The sequence below is a fragment of the Sorangium sp. So ce836 genome (assembly GCF_028553905.1).
In the GTDB taxonomy this organism is placed as follows: Bacteria; Myxococcota_A; Polyangia; order Polyangiales; family Polyangiaceae; genus Sorangium; species Sorangium cellulosum_D.
The window spans coordinates 1,892,327-1,910,486 of the sequence record NZ_CP102233.1 but is presented as its reverse complement, the minus strand read 5'-3'; the positions used below and the strand labels follow the sequence as shown (position 1 = coordinate 1,910,486).

Here is an 18,160-nt window from a genome sequence, read left to right as displayed (position 1 = left end):
GGGGGCGGCCTGCTCCCGCGCTCCGCGCCGAGGTTTCGGCGAGCGGGCCGCGCGGAAGCTTTGGTAGAGTCCGCGGGTGGTCGACCCCTCGAGCCCTTCCCATCAGCTCGTGGGCGCCGTGTTGAACGGGCGCTTCCGGCTCGTGCGTCTCCTCGGCGAGGGCGGCATGGGCGCCGTCTACGAGGCCGACGGGCTGCGCGGCGAGGGCAAGCGCGCGATCAAGGTGCTGCACCCCGAGTTCACGCAGGAAGAGCAGGTCCTGCACCGCTTCTTCGCCGAGGCGGAGGCGACGAAGGGGTTCGTCCACCAGAACATCGCCTCCGTCTTCGAGGCGGCCCGCGCCGAGGACGGCACGCCCTACCTCGTCATGGAGCTCCTGCAGGGCGTCCCGCTCGCCGCGTACATCGACACGGGCAACCCCATCCCGCCGCAGCAGGCCGTGCCGATCATCCACGAGGTGCTCCAGGCCCTCATGGCGGCGCACGGCCACAAGGTGATCCACCGCGATCTGAAGCCGGAGAACCTGTTCCTCGTGCGCGATCCGCGCGGCGGCTTCCGCGTGAAGCTGCTCGATTTCGGCATCGCGAAGGTGATGGACGCGGCCGGCGGCATGGGCCTCAAGACCCGCGCCGGCACGCTCCTCGGCACCCCCGGCTACATGAGCCCCGAGCAGATCAAGAACGCGCAGGGCGTCGACGCGCGCACCGACCTCTGGAGCGTCGGCGTGATCTTCTACGAGATGCTCACCGCGACGCAGCCGTTCCCCGCCGAGAACGAGTTCGCGCGGCTCACCGCCGTGCTCGCCAAGGAGGTGCGCCCGATCGAGCAGGTCGCGCCGCACCTCGCCGCCTGGAGCCTCTTCTTCCAGCGCGCCCTCTCCAAGGACGTAAACGGGCGCTTCCAGACGGCCGAGGAGATGGCGCAGACGCTGAGCGCCGTCGCGCACCGCACCGGCATCGCGACGCCCGGCGCGTGGGCCGATCCGCAGGCGTCGCTCCCGCCGCCGCACCACCTGCCCTCGCTGCCGCCGCCGGCGCATCCGCACCCGCAGCTGCACGCGTCGCAGCTGCACCCGCCGCAGCCGCCGTCGCAGCTGTACGCACCGCAGCCGCCGTCGCAGCTGTACGCGCCGCAGCCGCCGTCGCAGCTGCCCCCGCCGCCGCACGGGCCGGGCGCGACGACGAGCATGCCGGTCGTGCCGAGGCCGGAGTCGGCGCCCCCGCCGCGCCCGACCACGCCGCCGACCCAGACGACCCCGCAGGTGGCGCCCACGGCGTCGTTCGCGGCGCCCCCGGTCCCCGCCGGGCCGACCCACGTCAGCGCGCAGCGGCCGACGGGCGTGCCGACGCTCACGGGCGGCCACTACGACGTGCGGGTCGTGGAGGTCCCCCTCCCCGCCGAGGCCGCGCCCTCGGAGGGCGCCGCCTGGTGGCTCGTCGGGGTCATCGGCCTCGTGTGCCTCGGCGTCGGCTTCGCGCTCGGCGTGCTGGTGAGCGGATGAGCGCCGGAGGCCGCGTCCGCGCCCTGCTCGCCGTCACGTGCGCGGCCTCCGCCCTGGGCGCGCCGCGGCCCACGCGCGGCGACGGCGGCGAGCCCCCCGTGCAGGTCGTCGACCTGCACGTCGACGTGCCCTGGCAGGTCCACTTCAAGGGGCGCGACCCTCGCCTGGGCGAGGGCCACGCCCGCAGCGACACGCTCGTCGCCGGCAACTACCTCGGCATCGTGCTGCCGATCTACCTGCCCGACCGGGCGCGGCCCGAGGGCCCGCGGATCGAGGACGCCAGCGCGGTCCTCGCGACGATCGAGGCGATCATCGCCGCGAGCCCGGTGCTCCTCCCGCTCGGCGCGGCGCGGGCCGAGCCGGGGAAGATCAGCACCTTCCTCTCGATCGAGGGGGCCGGCGCGTTCGCGGAGGACATCGCGCAGATCGACCGGTTCATCGCGCGCGGCGTGCGGCTCATCAGCCCGAGCCACGCGAAGAACACGCGGCTCTCGTCGTCGGCGACCGGCGAGCCGGCCGCGTTCGGGCTGACGGAGCTCGGCAAGCGGTTCTGCGAGCGCGTCTACGCGCAGGGCGCGCTCATCGACGTCTCGCACATCTCGGACGCCGCGTTCGCGGATCTCGTGCCGATCGCGGCCGCGCACGGCGCGCCGATCGTGGCGACCCACTCGAACGCGCGCGCGGTGGCGAACCGGCCGCGCAACCTGACCGACGAGCAGCTGCGGCTCATCGGGCGGAGCGGCGGGGTCGCGGGGCTCAACTTCCACGCGCCCTTCGTGAACGGCACGAACGAGGCGGACCTCGACGACGTGCTCGCGCAGGTCGAGCACATGGTCCGCGTGGCCGGCGTCGATCACGTCGCGATCGGGTCGGATTTCGACGGCGGCATCATCCCGACGAAGGGGCTCGACGACGCGTCGGCGGTGCCGGCGCTCGCCGCGCGGCTCCGGAAGCGCGGGATGTCGCGCGAGGACGTGGTGAAGATCTTCTCGCAGAACGCGCTGCGCATCCTCGGCTGGCGGCCGGCGGGCGCGAGCGGGGGGCAGCGGCCCAGGTAGGGTCGCCGGCCGCGCGCCGCCTCGGCGATCGTGGTAAGGGCCCCCATGCGCACGGAAGTCGCTCGGTCGCTGCGGGGGCTCCTCGCCCTCGCGGTCGTGGGGGCCATCCCGGGCCTGAGCTGCGCGGAGCTCGGCCACATCGAGGGCGTCGGCGAGGCCGTCTGCCCCGAGCTGCGCGGGCCGGGCGACGTCCTCGGCGCCCAGTTCTCCGCGGACGCGCGGGCGAACGTCAAGGTGCGGACGTTCGTGCAGGCGGCCAAGGACATGGCCGCCGTGTCCGCGGCGATCGAGGCGCAGGTGGCCGACGCCTGCCGCCGGATCGGCGCGGATCTCGGGATCCCGCCCGCGCAGATGGCGCCGCGCGACGAGGCGGGGGGCCAGGCGAGCGGCGCCTGCGGCCCGGTCTCGGCGGCGATCGACGCCATCCTGCGCCAGGGCGCCGGGGTGCAGGTGGCGGTGACGCCGCCGGCCTGCCAGGCGAACGCCCAGGCCGGGGCGCGCTGCAGCGGCGCGTGCGACGTCCAGCTGGATCCGGGGCAGATCGTGGCGCAGTGCGAGCCCGCGCGGCTCTCCGGCTACTGCCAGGGCCGCTGCGCGGGGCGGTGCGAGGGGCGCTGCGCGGGGCAGTGCCGGGGGCAGTGCTCCGCCTACGACGCGCAGGGGCGCTGCGTGGGGTTCTGCAACGGCGAGTGCGACGGCGGCTGCGACGCGACCTGCCACGCGCGGTGCGAGGGCACCTGGCAGGCGCCGCAGTGCGCCGGGATGGTGCGACCCCCGAGCGCCGACGCCGAGTGCGAGGCGAGCTGCCGCGCGCACGCCGACATCTACGCCGCGTGCACGCCGGCGCTCGTGCAGGTGCGCGCGTCGTACGGCGCCGAGATGGCCGCGCGGCTCGCGGCGACGCTGCAGGCCAACCTGCCGGCGCTGCTGCACGCCGAGGTGGCGCTCGGGCGCAGGCTCCTCGGCGACGCCCAGACGGTGGTCCAGGTCGGCGCCGCGCTGCCGCGGATCGTGGGCGACGCGGGCGCGCGCGCGCTCGCGTGCGTCGCCGGCGCGGCCGAGGCCTCGACGAGCGCGTCGGTGCGCATCCAGGTGAGCGTGCGCGCGAGCGCGAGCGTCACGGGGCGGGTCGGGGCGACGGGCGGCTGATCCAGCGCGCGCCGTCCGCGCGCCGCGCTCGCCTCCGCGCAGGAAGGCGATCCTTCGCCGCCGGTCCCCCGCGGCACGCGTCGCCCGGGCTCCCGGCTCGTCCGGTCCTGCCCGGGTTCCCGGTCCGCGCCGTCGCCTCGGCCGCCGGGCCGCGCCCGCAGCTTCGCGGCCAGGCGCCGGCTACCGAGGCTTCCCGCCGCGCCATGCGGCTTCATGAGATCCGGGACGGAGCGCGCGCGACGAGGCGCCGAGCTCGGGCGAGACGAGGGGGGAGCGATGATACGAAGAACATTCATCAGGGTGGTCGCTGCAGCCGCGGGGCTCTTGTCCCTCGCCGCGATCCAGGACGCCGCCGCCCAGGAGAGCGTGTTCTCCGCTGGCAACGGCGTCATCTATGGCACCCGGCAGAACGGGGACCTCCAGTGGTATCTCCACCGAGGCTGGCAAGACGGAAAGGCGAGCTGGACCGGCCCGCAGAGCGTCGGGACCGGCTGGAGCTCGTTCACACGCGTGTTCGCGGGAGAAAACGGCGTCATCTACGGCATCCTGCCGAACGGGGACCTCCGCTGGCATCGCCACGACGGCTGGCAAACGGGGACCGTCGACTGGGCCGACGCGCGGACGGTCGGGGCCCGCTGGAACGCGTTCACGCGCGTCTTCTCCGGAGGGCGCGGCGTCATCTACGGTATCCTCCCGAACGGCGATCTTCACTGGTATCGCCACAACGGCTGGCAGACGGGGGCCGTCGACTGGACCGGTCCGCAGAAGGTCGGCACTGGCTGGAACGCGTTCACCCATGTCTTCTCCGGAGGGCACGGCGTCGTCTACGGCATCCTCCCGAACGGGGATCTCCACTGGTATCGCCACAACGGCTGGCAGACGGGGGCCGTCGACTGGACCGGCCCGCAGAGGGTCGGCACGGTCTGGAACTCGTTCGCGCACGTCTTCTCCGGAGGGCGCGGCGTCGTCTACGGCGTCCTCCCGAACGGCGATCTCCACTGGTATCGCCACAACGGCTGGCAGACGGGGGCCGTCGACTGGACCGGCCCGCAGAAGGTCGGTGCTGGCTGGAACTCGTTCCTCTGAGCGCTCGCGCGAGCCCCGCTCACCGGGCGATCCTAGAGAGCACGAGCTCGGCGTCCCGGCCTGGACGGAGCGCCGCGAGGCGGGGCATGCCCCCTATGGCCGGCGCCTCACGCCGGCGGCGCGCCGAGCGCCTGCGGGCGCCGCGCGCCGTCGTCCGCATGGACGGCATGGACGGCGCCGCGCCGGTCGGACTACCCTCCCGCTCCCGCCGGGAGGATCCCATGACCGATCTCGACGACCGCTGTCTCGATACGTTCCCCGAGTGGCTGCGCAGCCTCGCCTCCGACGCCACGGACCTGGCCGGGCTGCTCGCCTCGCCGGACAGCCCGGAGGCGGCGCGCCGCTCGCTCGCGGCCGGCCTGAACTACCTCTTCAAGTCGCTCGACCTCATCCCGGACGGCATCGAGGATCTCGGCTTCCTCGACGACGCCTTCGTGCTGCGCGTCGCGGCCTCCTTCGCCGCGGCCGAGAGCCAGGAGCTGCGCGACCAGGCGCCGGCCCTCGCGCGGCTCGCGCGCGACGCGGATCTCATCGCCGAGCTGCTCGGCGGCGACTACGCGCGGCTCAAGGGCTACGTGCGCTCGCTGGAGAAGGGCGCCGCGCGCGGCCGCACCGTGGACGATATCCTCGGCGACGAGCAGGTCCGCGCCTCGTTCATGCACGAGATCGCCGGCTGGGCCTCGAGCTACACCGCCCCGACCTTCAGCCGCGACGCGAAGAACCTGATCAAGCTGAAATCGTTCCTCTCCACCAAGCTCCCGGCCTGACCGCGCGCGGCCGGCGCGCCGCCGCGCGGCGAGCCGCTGCGGGCGCGCCGCTCGCCGCGGCACGCCCACCCCCCGCGTAGTACATAACCCCCATCACCCCGGAGGACCGCGTCCGATGTCAGCCGCTCCCTGCCTCTCCGCGCTGCTCGCCGCGCTGCTCGCCGCGGGCTGCGACGCCGATCGCCCCGCCTCGACGGCGCAGCGGCCCGCGCCCGCCGCCACCTCGGCCGCGCCCGACCGCGCCGCCGCCTCGCCCGCGCCGCCGCCCGACACGGATCGCTCCTACGCCTACCCGGCCGCCGAGCGCGTTGTGGCCATCGGCGACGTCCACGGCGACCTCGCGGCCACGCGCGCGGCCCTGCGGATCGCGGGCGCGATCGACGGCTCGGATCGCTGGATCGGCGGCAAGCTCGTGCTCGTCCAGACGGGCGACGAGATCGACCGCGGCGACGGCGAGCAGGCGATCGTGGACCTCTTCGACCGCCTCGCCGTCGAGGCGCGCGCGGCCGGCGGCGCCGTGTACGCGCTGAACGGCAACCACGAGGTCATGAACGTCCAGCTGGACTTCCGCTACGTCACCGAGGGCGGCTTCAAGGACTTCGAGGACGTGCCCGGGCTCGACGCCTCGTCCCCGCGCCTCGCGCCCGTGCCGGCCCCCGCGCGCGCCCGCGCCGCCGCGTTCTTCCCCGGCGGCGTCTACGCCAAGAAGCTCGCGGCGCGCGACGTGATCATCACCGTCGGCGACACGGTCTTCGCGCACGGCGGCGTGCTCCCGTCGCACACGCGCTACGGCGTCGCGCGGATCAACCGCGAGGTGCGCGCGTGGATGGAGGGGAAGAGCCCGTCCGCGCCGGCCGTGATCGCGGCCGAGGACGGCCCGGTGTGGGCGCGCCTCTACTCCACCGATCCGGCGCCGACCCCGGGCTCGAGCCCCTGCGCGGCGCTCGACCAGACCCTCGCGGCCATGTCCGCGAAGCGCATGGTCGTCGGCCACACGGTCCAGAGGAACGGCATCACCTCGGCCTGCGGCGACAAGGTCTGGCGGATCGACGTCGGGATGGCCGCGCACTACGGCGGAAAGCCGGCGGCGCTGGAGATTGCCGGCGACACCGTGCGGATCTTGACGGGCGAGGCGACGGGCGCGAACAGCGCGAGCGGCGAGAAAAAGTAGACGTTCTCGTGAGAAAATCGCATCGCTGTTTACAATACGTTCTCGCGCGCCAGCTGCAGCGAGCGCGGCAGGAGGCGCGGGTGGCGCGAGCAGCGCGAGCGGCGCAAGAGACGCAGGGCGCGCCGCGCGCCGGATGGGCCATCGACGCGAACGACGCGAACGACGCGAGCGGCACAAACGGCGCGAGCGGCACAAACGGCGCGAGCGGCACAAACGGCGCGAGCGGCACAAACGGCGCGAGCGGCACAAACGGCACGAACGACGCGGCGGCGCGAACAGCGCAGCGGCGCAAACAGCTCGGACAGCGCGAGAAGCGCCGCGGCGCCCGTCTGCTCCATTGACGGGCGCCGCGCGGACCGGATAACGTCGATGGCAAACTGGGGCTCTTCGATCCCCAGGGGAAGGGAATCAGATGCCTGAGCGTCCGCTCGCGCTGATCCACGAGGCGAATCGGAGCAACGGGGAGCCCCCCCTGGCGTCCGGCGAGCAGCGCCTCCCCCTCCCGGTTCCTCGTGTCGCACCCGCGCTGCTGCGCCGGTGCCGGCCGCCCGATCGCCGTACAGCGCGGCGCGACGCGGGGAGCGGCTGATGGACGACGACGAGCTGCTGCGCACCTTGACGCGCATCGCGCAGCAGGATCCGCCGGGCGATCCGCGCCGGCGGAAGCTCGGCGAGGAGGCGCGCCCGGACGACGCGCGGAGCGCCCAGCGAGACGACGCGGACGCCGCGAAGACCGCGGAGCCCGCAGACCCCGCGGCGTCCACCACGGGCGCAGGGCGCGAGGGGCGCGGGGCGCGGGTGCCCCTCGACGACGAGACCCGCGCCCGGCTCGCCGACGAGCTGATCGCCCAGCTGCGGGACACGCGCGGCGACGCGCCCGCGCCGCCGTCGCTGCCGCGCCCGATGGTCGACCGGAAGTCCGGGATCCGCTTCCGGAGCCCCCACGAGTGGGACGGCGACGCGGACGAGCCGGGCGACGCGGCGGACGCGCCGCCGCTCGGCGCCGACGCCGACTCGCTCAGCGGGACGAGCGCGCCGTCCACCACGGATGCGCCCGTCTGCCGCGCGATCGGCGGCGACTCGGTGCCGCCCGGGGCCTCGGAGCCGCCCCGCGACGCGCGCCCGAGCGCGGCCCCGGCGCAGCCGGCCCAGCGCGCGCCGGACGGGGCGGACGCCGGCGCCCTGGCGCCGCGCCCGGGGCCGCTGCTGGTCCCCGAGCTGGTCGTCGAGCGGCGGAGCGCCCCGCGGGCGAAGATAGGGGCGCGGGTGCGGACCGCCGTGGGCGTGGCCGGCTGGGTCGTGTCGGCGGCGCTCGTGTCGCTGCTCGCGCTGCGCCCTGCGCCGTTCGCGCCCGGCGCCGCCCCGCTCCCCGACTACACGATCGCGACGACCCTCGGCGCCGGCCCGCAGCAGGGCGATCGCGATCCGGGCGCCCCGCGCCGCGTCGGCCGGGGCGCCCGGATCACGATCGCGCTCTCGCCCGACGCGCGCGTGCCCTCGCCGGTCGCCGTGAAGGCGTTTCTGGTGCAGGGCGGGAAGGCGCGCTCGTGGCCCGTCGACATCGAGCTCGACGGCAGCGGCGGCGCGCGCGTGTCGGGCACGCGCGAGGCGCTCTTCAGGGACGTCGCGGCGGGCCCGTGCGAGGTCGTCTTCGTGATCGGCCAGCCCGGGTCGCCGCCGGTCGACGCCGAGGCGCCGCCCGACCAGGCCGCCGTCCAGCTCGCGGGCGGCCGGCTCCTCCGGCAGCGATTGTTCCTTGACTGACCGCCACTTGGACTAAGGAGAAAGGCTGTCCTTCCCGGCGGGCGGCGCGCGCCTCGCTCGCGGACCGGCGGCGCGCGCGGCGCCGGCCCGAGCAGGGAGGAGCAGAGGTCAGCACGCATGAATCGACGGATGTTCAAGAGCAAGATCCACCGCGCGACCGTGACCCACGCGGATCTGCACTACGAGGGCAGCGTCACGATCGACGTGGACCTCCTGGAGGCCGCCGACATCCTGCCCTACGAGGCGGTCGACATCTGGAACGTGACGCGCGGCTCCCGGCTGACGACCTACGCGCTCGCGGGGGCGCGCGGCTCCGGCGTCGTGTGCATCAACGGCGCCGCGGCGCACCTCAACCAGCCCGGCGATCTCGTCATCATCGCCACGTTCGCGGACATGGACGAGGCCGAGGCGCGGCGGCACGCGCCGCGCGTGCTCCGCGTCGACGGGCAGAACCGGCCGCTCGCCGACCAGCCGCCCGAGGCGCCGGGGCCGCTCGCGCCGGCGGCGCCGCCCGCTGCCCAGCCGGGCGCTGCCCAGCCGGGCCCCGCGCCCGAGGCGCCGGCGCCGCGCGCGCCGAACTGAGCGCGCGTCACCCGGCGTGCGGCAGCGCCCGCGCCACCGGCGCGCGGGCCAGCCGGACGAAGCGCATCGAGAGCACCCCCGCGACGGCGATGAGCCCCGCGGTGAGCCCGAACCAGAGGCCGCGGACGCCGAGGTCGAGCCCGAAGGCGAGCCCGATCGACAGCGGCAGGCCGAAGGCCCAGTGGGCGCCGAGGTTGGCCCAGAAGGGGAACCGCACGTCGCCCGCCCCGCGCAGCGCGCCGGCGGCGACCGCCTGCACGCCGTCGAACAGCTGGAAGAGCGCGGCGATGCGGAGCAGCGGGACGCCGATGGCGAGGACGTCGGCGTCCGGGGTGAACGCGCCGATGAGGGCGCGGGGGAAGGCGGCGTAGGTCGAGGCGCTCACGCACATGACGCCGGCGCCGAGCAGCACGCCGAGCACGCCGGGGCGCAGCGGCGATCGGCCGGCGCCGACCGCGTGGCCCACGCGGACGGCGGTGGCGCCGCCGACGCCGATGGCGCCCATGAACGCGAAGGAGGCGAGGCCGATCGCGATCTGATGCGCCGAGACAACGGTCGCGCCGAGGCGCCCGGCGAGCAGCGCGGTCATCCCGAACACGCCGACCTCGGCGACGAGCTGCAGCCCGATCGGGACGCCGAGCCGGTAGATCACCGCGACCGGCACGGCGCCCTCGTCCGCCTGGTCGCGGCGCGGGGCCGCGCGCCGGCGCCGCGCCGCGACGAGCACGATCGACGACAGCACGGCGCTGGCGAGGCTCGCGGCGAGCCCTGCGCCGAGCGCGCCGAGCTGCGGCAGGCCGAGCGGCGGGAGGCCGACCCAGCGCAGCGCCTCGTCGCCGCGGACCATCAGGTTGCAGGCCACGAGGTTGACGGCGTTCGCCGCGACGACGGCGACGAGCGCGGGCCGCGTCGCGCCGTGGGCCTGGAGGAAGCTCTTCCCGGCGAGGAAGACCGGCCAGAGGAAGATCCACAGCGCGTGGCCGACGATGTACCGGCGCACGCCGGGGACGAGCCCCGGGTCGACGCCCATGGGGACGAGCGCGAAGGTCGCCGCGAGCGCGGCCCCGAAGGCGACGACGCTGACGAGCAGGCTCGCGCGCAGGGTCGCGCGGAGCGCCGCCCACGCCTGCCCCGGGCGGCCGGCGCCGATCGCCTGCGACGCGAGCGGATCGACCGCGGCCGAGACGCCGATCCCGAGCGCGTTGCACGTGTGGACGAGGGTCCTGCCCATCGCGCAGGAGGCGAGCTCGTTCACCGAGACGCGCCCCACGATGGCGACGTCGACGAGCGTCATCGCGACGAGCCCCGCCTGCGCCACCGCGATCGGCAGCGCGAGGCGCGCGAGGGCGCGCAGCTCGGACCGCGCGCTGTCGGCGGCGAGAGGGGCGGAAGCGGGGTTCACGGGGGCAACGGCGTCGAAAAGGGGCGCCACCATAGCGCGCCGGGGTGGGAGCGCTCGCCGGAGGTGGGACAAGCATCCAAAAACTTAGTATTTACAATAACTTATAGCGGCGCAGACGAGCCGACTCGAGAAGAGAAGAAGAAAAAAAACGCAAAGGCGCAAAGTCGCAAAGGGAGAGAGAGATAGGACCTCTCCCAGCTCCGGGCGTCGTCTTGGACAGAGAGAACATTTCCGAGCTCCTGCCGCCGTGCGCCCAGCAGCGCCCAATCATTTCTCTCTCTTTTTTGCGTCTTTGCGCCTTTGCGCCTTTGCGTTTTTTCTTCTCGTTCCCGCCGCGCGTCGCTCCACCGTCTTCGCGCCGGCGCCTCACCAGGCGAGGTGCGCCCGCCCGTCGAGGAACACGCGCTCCGCCTCCGCGAGCCCCGTCGACTCGACCTCCACCACGCGCAGGATCCCCGTCGCGGGCCCGAGCATGACGTCGCGCCCCGCCTCGAAGCGCTGCGCCCGGACCAGGGCGCGGTAGGCCTTGTCGAGCAGGAGCGCCCGATCGCGCGACGGCGCGACGAGGTACGCGAGATCGCGGTCGCCGCCGGGCGCGCCGCGCCGCACCTCCGCCTCGTCGAGCGCGCCGCCGGGGAAGAAGCGCGCGAGCATCTCGGCGTTCCCGCGGTAGTCGTCGGCGCCGCGGGCGCGGCGCAGGTAGGTCAGGACCTCCGGCTCCGCATGGCCGGCCTGCGGCACGTCGGGCATGCCGCGCAGGTCCTGGTGCCGCCAGCCGGCGGCGCCGGGCACCTTGCGCGCCAGCGAGAAGGTGTGGTCCACCGCGACGCCCACGGCGCCGTGGCAGCCCATGCACGCGCGGTGCTCCTCCGCCGTCTGCAGCCGCAGCCGGCCCCGCTCATCCTCGATGAACGCCTGGATCTGCCAGCCGAACGCGTTCCGAAGGCCGACCTCGGGCCCGCCGGCGTGGAACGGCGGCTGCCCCTCCGCCTTCTCGTCGGCCTCGCGCTCGTACGCGCGCGCGATCGCCCAGTCGTCCGGCGCCTCGACCTTGCGCGCATAGCGCAGCTCCTTCATCCGCGCCGACAGCAGCGTCGGGCGGTCCGGATCGAGGTACCGCACCGAATGCAGGAGCTCCGCCCCGCGCGGGTAGAGCCACGCGCGAACAGGGACGCCGGCCGCCCCGCCGGCGTACCGCGCGGGGAGGCGAACGACGCGCGTCACCGCCGGCTCGAGCGCGCCGTCGCCGTCGAGGTCGAAGCCGGCGAGGAGCTCGCTCACCGGCTCGACCTCCCGCCCGGCGGGCGCCTCCGCGGGCGGCGCCGCGCCCCCCACGGAGAGCGGCGACGGGGACGCGATCGCGGCCTCGAGCAGCGCGAGGTTCAGCTTGTAGACCTCGCGCGACGGCGCGCCGGAGGCGTCCTCGCGGAACGCGGCCGGCAGCCGGAGGAACACGTCGCCGGCGCTGCCGTTCGTGGGCCAGAAGCTCCCCGGGAACGGCTTGTACCGCACCGCCCGGAAGCCGCTCCCGTCGCGCGCGAAGCCCTCGTCGTCGAAGCCGGCCTCGAGGTCGAGATCCGGCACGTAACCCGGGTAATCCGGGCGGCCGGCGAGCGCCTTGCGCAGCGGCGCGTAGTTGTCCTCCCGGATGTACTCGAGGATCTCCTCGTCGCTCGTCCGGGCCGCGGCCGCCGAGAGGTCCTCGAGCAGGTTGGTCCAGGGGTTCTTCCGCGCCGCGTCCGAGAAGCTGTACGCCGCCTGGAGGTCGTGATCGGCGAGCGTGTTCGGGCCGCGCCCGATCGTGTGGCACGTCCAGCAGCCGTTCGCGCCGCCGGCCGTCGACGCGTAACACATCGGCGGGATCGACGCCTCGGGGTTGCCCGCGTGCCCCGCGCGCGCCGCCGCGGTGGCGAGCGGATCGTAACCGCCCCCGCCGCAGCGCGCGGCCGCGGCGAGGACGGCGGACAGCGCCGCGATGGCCAGGAGCAAGGACAGCGGAGGTTCGCGGCGAGCACCCACGGAGATCACTCGGGCAGGAAGGTGACCGCGATCACGCTCGACAGGGCGCCGTCGCCCTTCGGCCAGGTGCTGTAGGCGTTCTCGCCGGGGTGCTGCACGGACATGAAGATCGTGCCCATGTCGGGCGCGAACGACGGGCCGGTCGCCTCCGCGTCGCTCGGCAGCGCCACCACGCGGAACGCCTTGCCGAAGCTCGGCTGGGCCACGCCCGCCTGGCCCTCGCGGTGGGCGGGGTCGAGATCGAGGTAGTAGAACGCGTCCGCGTGCGAGGCGACCCCGAAGTTGCCGTCCGTGCCGAACCACACGCCGCCCTCGCGATCGAGGAGCAGGTTGTCCGGGCAGGAGGCGTCGAAGTCGCCCTGCGTCTTCGCGCCGTGCCACACCTCGAAATACCGGAACGAGGTCGACGCGCCCGGGTGCGCGGGGTCGGCCTCCTCCAGCGCGAAGATCGAGCCCACGGCGTCCGCGCGCTTCGGGGACGTTGTCGCGTGCGTGGCCGGATCGTAGAGCTTGCCCCCCTGATCGAGCGCCGTCTGCCCCGTGTGGTTGGTGAACGCCACGTAGATCCGCGGCGTGCCGCTCGGGTCCCGCGGGTTCCACTCGATGTCCTCGGGCCGGTTCAGCTCCATGATCCCGACCTTGTTGCTCGCCGTGAACAGCGCGCGCCACACGTCGTAATCGGTCGCGAAGCCGCCGAGGCCGTTCCAGGTCGCGTCGCGCAGCGCGGCGCCGACGGTCCTGGTCGCGTCGCCGAGCGCGGCCGCGTTCGGCGCGACGGCGGCGCTGTCCACCGAGAGCTCGATCCACTGCCCCGCGCCGGGCGCCGCCTCGGTCGGGGCCGCGCCGGTCGCGAGCAGGGTGTTGCCGGTCGTGTTGTCGAGCCCCGCGAGGTGCGCCGCATAGAGCTTGCCCTCGTCGAGCAGCCCGCGGATCTCCGCCCGCGTCATCCCGGCCGTGTAGTTGCCGGCCGTCACGTACTTGTAGATGCGGCCGCCGCGGCGATCGTCGGTCCCGTAGACCACGATCGGCTGGCCCGGCAGGAGCTTCCAGTCGCCGTCGACGGCGAACGTCGCGGCCTCCCAGCGGGCGCGGCCCATGAAGCCGAATTTCTTGTGGCCCGTGCCCGCCTCGGTCTTGCCGTCGTACTCGTCCGCGGGCTTCCCGGGGTCGATCTCGGTGAGGTACCCGTAGTGATCGCGGGGCTGCCTGCCGTTCGGATCGGAGATGCGCCCGAACTCGGCGCTGGTGCTCGCCTCGAAGGCCGGGCTCACCGGCGCGCCCGGGTCGAAGCCCCGGCCGGCGAGGAACTTCTGATCGCCCGACCAATTCGCCTCGAGATCGCCGTAGTAGTCCTGCACGTTCTCCTCGGCGGTGATCACCGTGCCCCAGGGCGTCTGCCCGCCGGCGCAATCGCCCATGATGCCGGCCACGATCCCCTCGGGGAGCGGCGCGCCCGTCAGGTCGTCCTTGCCCGGGCCCGAGAGCTCGTGCCCCGCGATCCGGCTCAGCGTCTTGCTGGTCGCGTCGTAGCGAACGGCGCGCGCGCTCCGGTCCACCGACCACGCGCCGGTCGCCGGGTCCTGCACGATCCGGAGCCAGGAGCCGCCGACCTCCTTCTTTTCCCAGCGGATGTACGTGTCGACGTCCGCCTGCGCCCAGACGTTCGCCTCGACGTCGTTCGCGAGGACACCGAGCTTCTTCAGGTGCCGCGCCAGCGTGAGGTGCTGCCCGGTCGGCGCGGAGCTGGCCGTCGGGCTCTTTCCGGAGACGTACTCGTGGTTGACCCAGAGCCAGCCCGCGCTGCCGGAGCCGTTCCATTGCGGCGCGCTGCCCGCGGCGGCGGACCACCCCTCGCCGAAGAAGGCGGTGTAATCGTTGTTGGCGCCGAACCGGGGCGCGTCCGGCGCGGTGCTGAAGGTCAGCGGATCGAGCCAGGTCACCACGATGTCCGAGCGCACCCCGGCGAGCGTCCGGATGGTGTCGGTCGCGGCCGCGTGGAGCGGGAACTGCTCGCCCGCGGGCAAGGCGCCGGCGGCGAACATCTCCACGCGCTCCTTCACGTAGCCCGCGATGTTCGCGGCGCTGGTCCACGGGACCGCGTCCTCGCCGTCCTCGCCCTTGGGCCCTGGCGGCCCATCCTGGCCCGGCGCCCCGTCCTCGCCGTCCTCCCCGTCCTGGCCCGGCGCGCCGTCCTGGCCCGTCGCGCCGTCCTCGCCGTCGTCGCCCTTGGGCCCGGGCGCGCCGTCCTCGCCATCCTGCCCGTCCTCGCCGTCCTTGCCATCCTGCCCCGGCGCGCCGTCCTCGCCGTCCTTGCCATCCAGCCCCGGCGCGCCGTCCTCGCCGGGCGGGCCCTGCTTCCCATCCTCACCACAACCGCCTGCGCTCGCGGCAAGGCCGCTCGCGAGCACCAGAAGCAACGCCGTCCTCAGGGTCCGCCTCGTCATCATCGCATCTTCTCCGCGGGGTAATGGGCGGAGACGATGCCTGCCCACCGTGGCGCCCCGATGCGACGATTGCGACGAGTTCTTGTCAGAGGTCGCGCGGATCGCGGGGCGCGACGGCGCGCAGCGCTCGAAGCGCGCGATTACCGTGGGCGTGAGCACAGCGGGCGTGGGCACCGCGGGCGTGGGGGCGAGCTCACATCGGAGGCGCCGCGCGCCTCGTCGGCGCGGCGCTACTCGTCGTCGTCGTCGGGCACGACGACGTCTTGATCGAAGCGCGCGCGCGCCTCGAGCAGCTCCTTGTCGGAGATCCAGGTGCGCTCGCAGCCCTGGAGCGGCGCGACCTGGTAGACGTCCTTGCGCTGCTCACCGTGCCCGTCGTCAAGGACCCGGACTACCTCGTGATGGAGGCCGCAAGAGGGGCAGAGCGCTCGCATGAGGGGTCACTATAGTGCGGCCGCGCTGGGTGCAAGACCCTCCCCCGGCGCGCCCGTGGACGGGCGGCGGGGGAGGTCAGCGCGGGGGAGAGGGGGCGCGGTGGCCCGGGAGGAGGGACGCCCGGCTCAGGCCGTGGCGTTGGCGCGGACGGCGGCGGTCTTCTCGGCGTCCGACTTGATGCGCATCCCGTAGAAGGAGCGGTACACGAACACCATCGAGAGCACGAAGAAGATGCCCGCGAGCACGAGGCTCGTCGTGCGGTCGATCTCGATCGCCAGCTCGACCGCGAGGAGGCCGAACAGGGTCGTGAACTTGATGATGGGGTTCATCGCGACCGACGAGGTGTCCTTGAAGGGGTCGCCCACGGTGTCGCCGACGACCGTCGCCGCGTGGAGCGGCGTGCCCTTCTCCTTGAGCTCCACCTCGACGAGCTTCTTCGCGTTGTCCCAGGCGCCGCCGGCGTTCGCCATGAAGATCGCCTGATACAGCCCGAAGAGCGCGATGCTGATGAGGTAGCCGATGAAGAAGAACGGCTCGAGGCAGGCGAAGGCGAGCGTCGAGAAGAAGACGCCGAGGAAGATGTTGAACATCCCCCGCTGCGCGTACTGCGTGCAGATCTCGACGACCTTCTTGCTGTCGGTGATCGAGGCCTTCTCCACGCCCTCGAGGCGGATGTTCGCCTTGATAAACTCGACCGCGCGGTAAGCGCCCGTCGAGACCGCCTGGGTGGACGCGCCGGTGAACCAGTAGATGACCGCGCCGCCCGTCACGAGGCCGAGCAGGAACGGCGGGTGGAGCAGCGAGAGCTTGTCCACGTTCGTCGTCAGCTTGTTCGTGAGCACGACGATGATCGAGAAGATCAGCGTCGTCGCGCCGACGACCGCCGTCCCGATCAGCACCGGCTTCGCCGTCGCCTTGAACGTGTTGCCCGCGCCGTCGTTCTCCTCGAGGTAGTGCTTGGCCTTGTCGAAGTTCGGGGTGAAGCCGAAATCCTTCTTCAGCTCGCCCTCGACGTTCGGGACGTTCTCGATGAGCGAGAGCTCGTAGACCGACTGCGCGTTGTCGGTCACCGGGCCGTACGAGTCGACCGCGATGGTCACCGGGCCCATGCCGAGGAAGCCGAACGCCACGAGGCCGAAGGCGAAGACGCTCTCGGCGATCATGAGCCGATCGAGGCCCTGGGCCGAGAAGAAGTACGAGATGCCCATCAGCACGACCAGGACGAGACCCATCCAGTACGCGCTGAAGTTGCCGGCGGTCAGGCCCGACAGCACGTTCAGCGAGGCGCCGCCCTCGCGCGACGCCTCCACGACCTCGCGGACGTGGCGCGACTCGGTCGAGGTGAAGACCTTGATCATCTCCGGGATGATGGCGCCCGCCAGGGTGCCGCAGGTGATGATCGACGACAGCTTCCACCAGAGCGTCGTGTCGCCCCCGAGGTTCGGGATCATGAACGCCGAGACGGCGTAGGTGAGCCCGACCGACACGATCGAGGTCAGCCAGACGAGGCGCGTCAGCGGGGCCTCGAAGTTCATCTTGTCGGCCTCGGCGTAGGACGCCTTCGCGATCGCCTCGTTGAGGAGGTACGAGCCGATGCTCGCGAGGACCATCACGATGCGCATCACGAAGATCCAGACGAGCAGCTGGACCTGGACGGCCGCGTCGGGGACGGCGAGGAGGATGAACGAGATGAGCGCGACGCCGGTCACGCCGTAGGTCTCGAAGCCGTCGGCGCTCGGGCCGACCGAGTCGCCGGCGTTGTCGCCGGTGCAGTCGGCGATGACGCCCGGGTTGCGCGCGTCGTCTTCCTTGATGTTGAAGACGATCTTCATGAGGTCGGAGCCGATGTCGGCGATCTTCGTGAAGATGCCGCCCGCGATGCGGAGCGCGGAGGCGCCGAGCGACTCGCCGATGGCGAAGCCGATGAAGCACGGGCCGGCGTAGTCGCCGGGGATGAAGAGCAGGATCACCAGCATGAGCATGAGCTCGGTGCTGATGAGGACCGCGCCGATGCTCATCCCGGCCTTGAGCGGGATCGCGTACGTCGGGAACGGCTTGCCCTTCAGGCTCGCGAACGCGGCGCGCGAGTTCGCGAACGTGTTGATGCGCATGCCGAACCACGCGACGCCGCAGCTGCCGGCGATGCCGACGAGGCTGCTCAGCAGGATGACCAGGACCTTCGTGGCCTCCATGTGACGCAGCACGCCGAAGTAGAGGACCATGACCGCGCCGATCAGGACCTCGAGGATCATGATGAACTTGAACTGCGTGACCAGGTACGTCTTGCAGGTCTCGTAGATGAGCTCCGAGATCTCCCGCATCGCGCGGTGCACGGGGAGCTTGTTCAGCTGCGAGAAGATGGCGAGCCCGAAGACGAACCCGAGGGCGCAGACGCCGATGCCCCCGAGGAGGAGCGTGCGGCCGTCGATGCCGCCGAAAGACTGGGTGCCTAGGTCGGGGAGGACCAGATCGGATTCGCTCGCGCTGGCGAGCCCGCCGCTGAGCAGCAAGGCGAGCGCAGCCAGGCCGGCCAGCAGCGGTGCGAGCCAGGCCTTTTGGGACCGGATGACGTTCATGGACGGTGTGCCTCCATCGCAAAATCCGAGGCAGAGGACGGCGCCATCGCCGCCCGCAGCTTCGTGGTTCCGAGGGGTTGGCCGCCTGCGTAAAGGGGAAGGGGACCGGCGAGCTGCCGGAGGGGTCTTGCTCTAACGCCGACGCTTCAGCACAGCCTCGTCCCTCAGCGGCCGGTGGTGGCGGGGCGCCAAGAGTTTCCTCCCAA

At 73.4% G+C, this 18,160-nt stretch carries 14 protein-coding genes; 9 read left to right on the top strand and 5 right to left on the bottom strand.

All coding sequences use genetic code 11. From position 1 onward, the window contains the following. Positions 1 to 76 precede the first annotated feature (76 nt). The 9 genes from NQZ70_RS07075 to panD all read left to right on the top strand — a co-directional run bounded on the left by NQZ70_RS07075 (position 77) and on the right by panD (position 9,078). Entirely contained in the window at positions 77 to 1,501 is a 1,425-nt protein-coding gene (locus NQZ70_RS07075; RefSeq protein ID WP_129573533.1) for a serine/threonine-protein kinase, read from the top strand. Next, positions 1,498 to 2,559: a dipeptidase gene (locus NQZ70_RS07070; protein WP_129573532.1), complete on the top strand. Its 1,062-nt coding sequence runs from the start codon at positions 1,498 to 1,500 to the stop codon at positions 2,557 to 2,559. The genes NQZ70_RS07075 and NQZ70_RS07070 overlap by 4 nt, the downstream gene beginning before the upstream one ends. Before the next feature lie 45 nt (positions 2,560 to 2,604). After that, complete coding sequence (locus NQZ70_RS07065; protein WP_129573531.1) at positions 2,605 to 3,708, top strand: hypothetical protein; 1,104 nt, start codon at positions 2,605 to 2,607, stop codon at positions 3,706 to 3,708. 276 nt (positions 3,709 to 3,984) lie between these two features. Beyond that, positions 3,985 to 4,794 (top strand): tachylectin-related carbohydrate-binding protein, encoded by an 810-nt coding sequence (locus NQZ70_RS07060; protein ID WP_165373826.1) that lies wholly within the window; start codon positions 3,985 to 3,987, stop codon positions 4,792 to 4,794. A 221-nt stretch (positions 4,795 to 5,015) separates the two neighbouring features. Continuing rightward, on the top strand, positions 5,016 to 5,561 hold the full coding sequence (locus NQZ70_RS07055) for a DUF1232 domain-containing protein (RefSeq protein ID WP_129581199.1): 546 nt from the start codon (positions 5,016 to 5,018) through the stop codon (positions 5,559 to 5,561). 115 nt (positions 5,562 to 5,676) lie between these two features. Next, positions 5,677 to 6,732 (top strand): metallophosphoesterase, encoded by a 1,056-nt coding sequence (locus NQZ70_RS07050; protein ID WP_129573529.1) that lies wholly within the window; start codon positions 5,677 to 5,679, stop codon positions 6,730 to 6,732. An 8-nt stretch (positions 6,733 to 6,740) separates the two neighbouring features. Next, complete coding sequence (locus tag NQZ70_RS07045; protein WP_207217766.1) at positions 6,741 to 7,073, top strand: hypothetical protein; 333 nt, start codon at positions 6,741 to 6,743, stop codon at positions 7,071 to 7,073. Positions 7,074 to 7,320: 247 nt separating this feature from the next. Beyond that, complete coding sequence (locus NQZ70_RS07040; RefSeq protein WP_129573528.1) at positions 7,321 to 8,496, top strand: hypothetical protein; 1,176 nt, start codon at positions 7,321 to 7,323, stop codon at positions 8,494 to 8,496. 117 nt (positions 8,497 to 8,613) lie between these two features. Then, positions 8,614 to 9,078 (top strand): aspartate 1-decarboxylase, encoded by a 465-nt coding sequence (gene panD / locus NQZ70_RS07035; RefSeq protein ID WP_408022412.1) that lies wholly within the window; start codon positions 8,614 to 8,616, stop codon positions 9,076 to 9,078. Positions 9,079 to 9,085: 7 nt separating this feature from the next. Here panD and NQZ70_RS07030 read toward each other — a convergent pair whose 3' ends face one another. The 5 genes from NQZ70_RS07030 to NQZ70_RS07010 form a co-directional block, all read right to left on the bottom strand. Further along, positions 9,086 to 10,480 carry an MATE family efflux transporter gene (locus NQZ70_RS07030; protein ID WP_129573527.1) on the bottom strand — a complete coding sequence of 465 codons (1,395 nt, stop codon included), beginning with the start codon at positions 10,478 to 10,480 and terminating at the stop codon, positions 9,086 to 9,088. 366 nt (positions 10,481 to 10,846) lie between these two features. Beyond that, positions 10,847 to 12,469: a hypothetical protein gene (locus NQZ70_RS07025; protein WP_237245111.1), complete on the bottom strand. Its 1,623-nt coding sequence runs from the start codon at positions 12,467 to 12,469 to the stop codon at positions 10,847 to 10,849. A 35-nt stretch (positions 12,470 to 12,504) separates the two neighbouring features. Further along, a complete protein-coding gene (locus tag NQZ70_RS07020; protein WP_129573525.1) occupies positions 12,505 to 14,943 on the bottom strand; it encodes an alkaline phosphatase PhoX in 2,439 nt (812 codons plus the stop codon). A gap of 230 nt (positions 14,944 to 15,173) precedes the next feature. Further along, a complete protein-coding gene (locus NQZ70_RS07015; protein WP_061626777.1) occupies positions 15,174 to 15,377 on the bottom strand; it encodes a hypothetical protein in 204 nt (67 codons plus the stop codon). A 126-nt stretch (positions 15,378 to 15,503) separates the two neighbouring features. Then, positions 15,504 to 17,954 carry a sodium-translocating pyrophosphatase gene (locus NQZ70_RS07010; RefSeq protein ID WP_129573524.1) on the bottom strand — a complete coding sequence of 817 codons (2,451 nt, stop codon included), beginning with the start codon at positions 17,952 to 17,954 and terminating at the stop codon, positions 15,504 to 15,506. Positions 17,955 to 18,160: the final 206 nt, after the last annotated feature.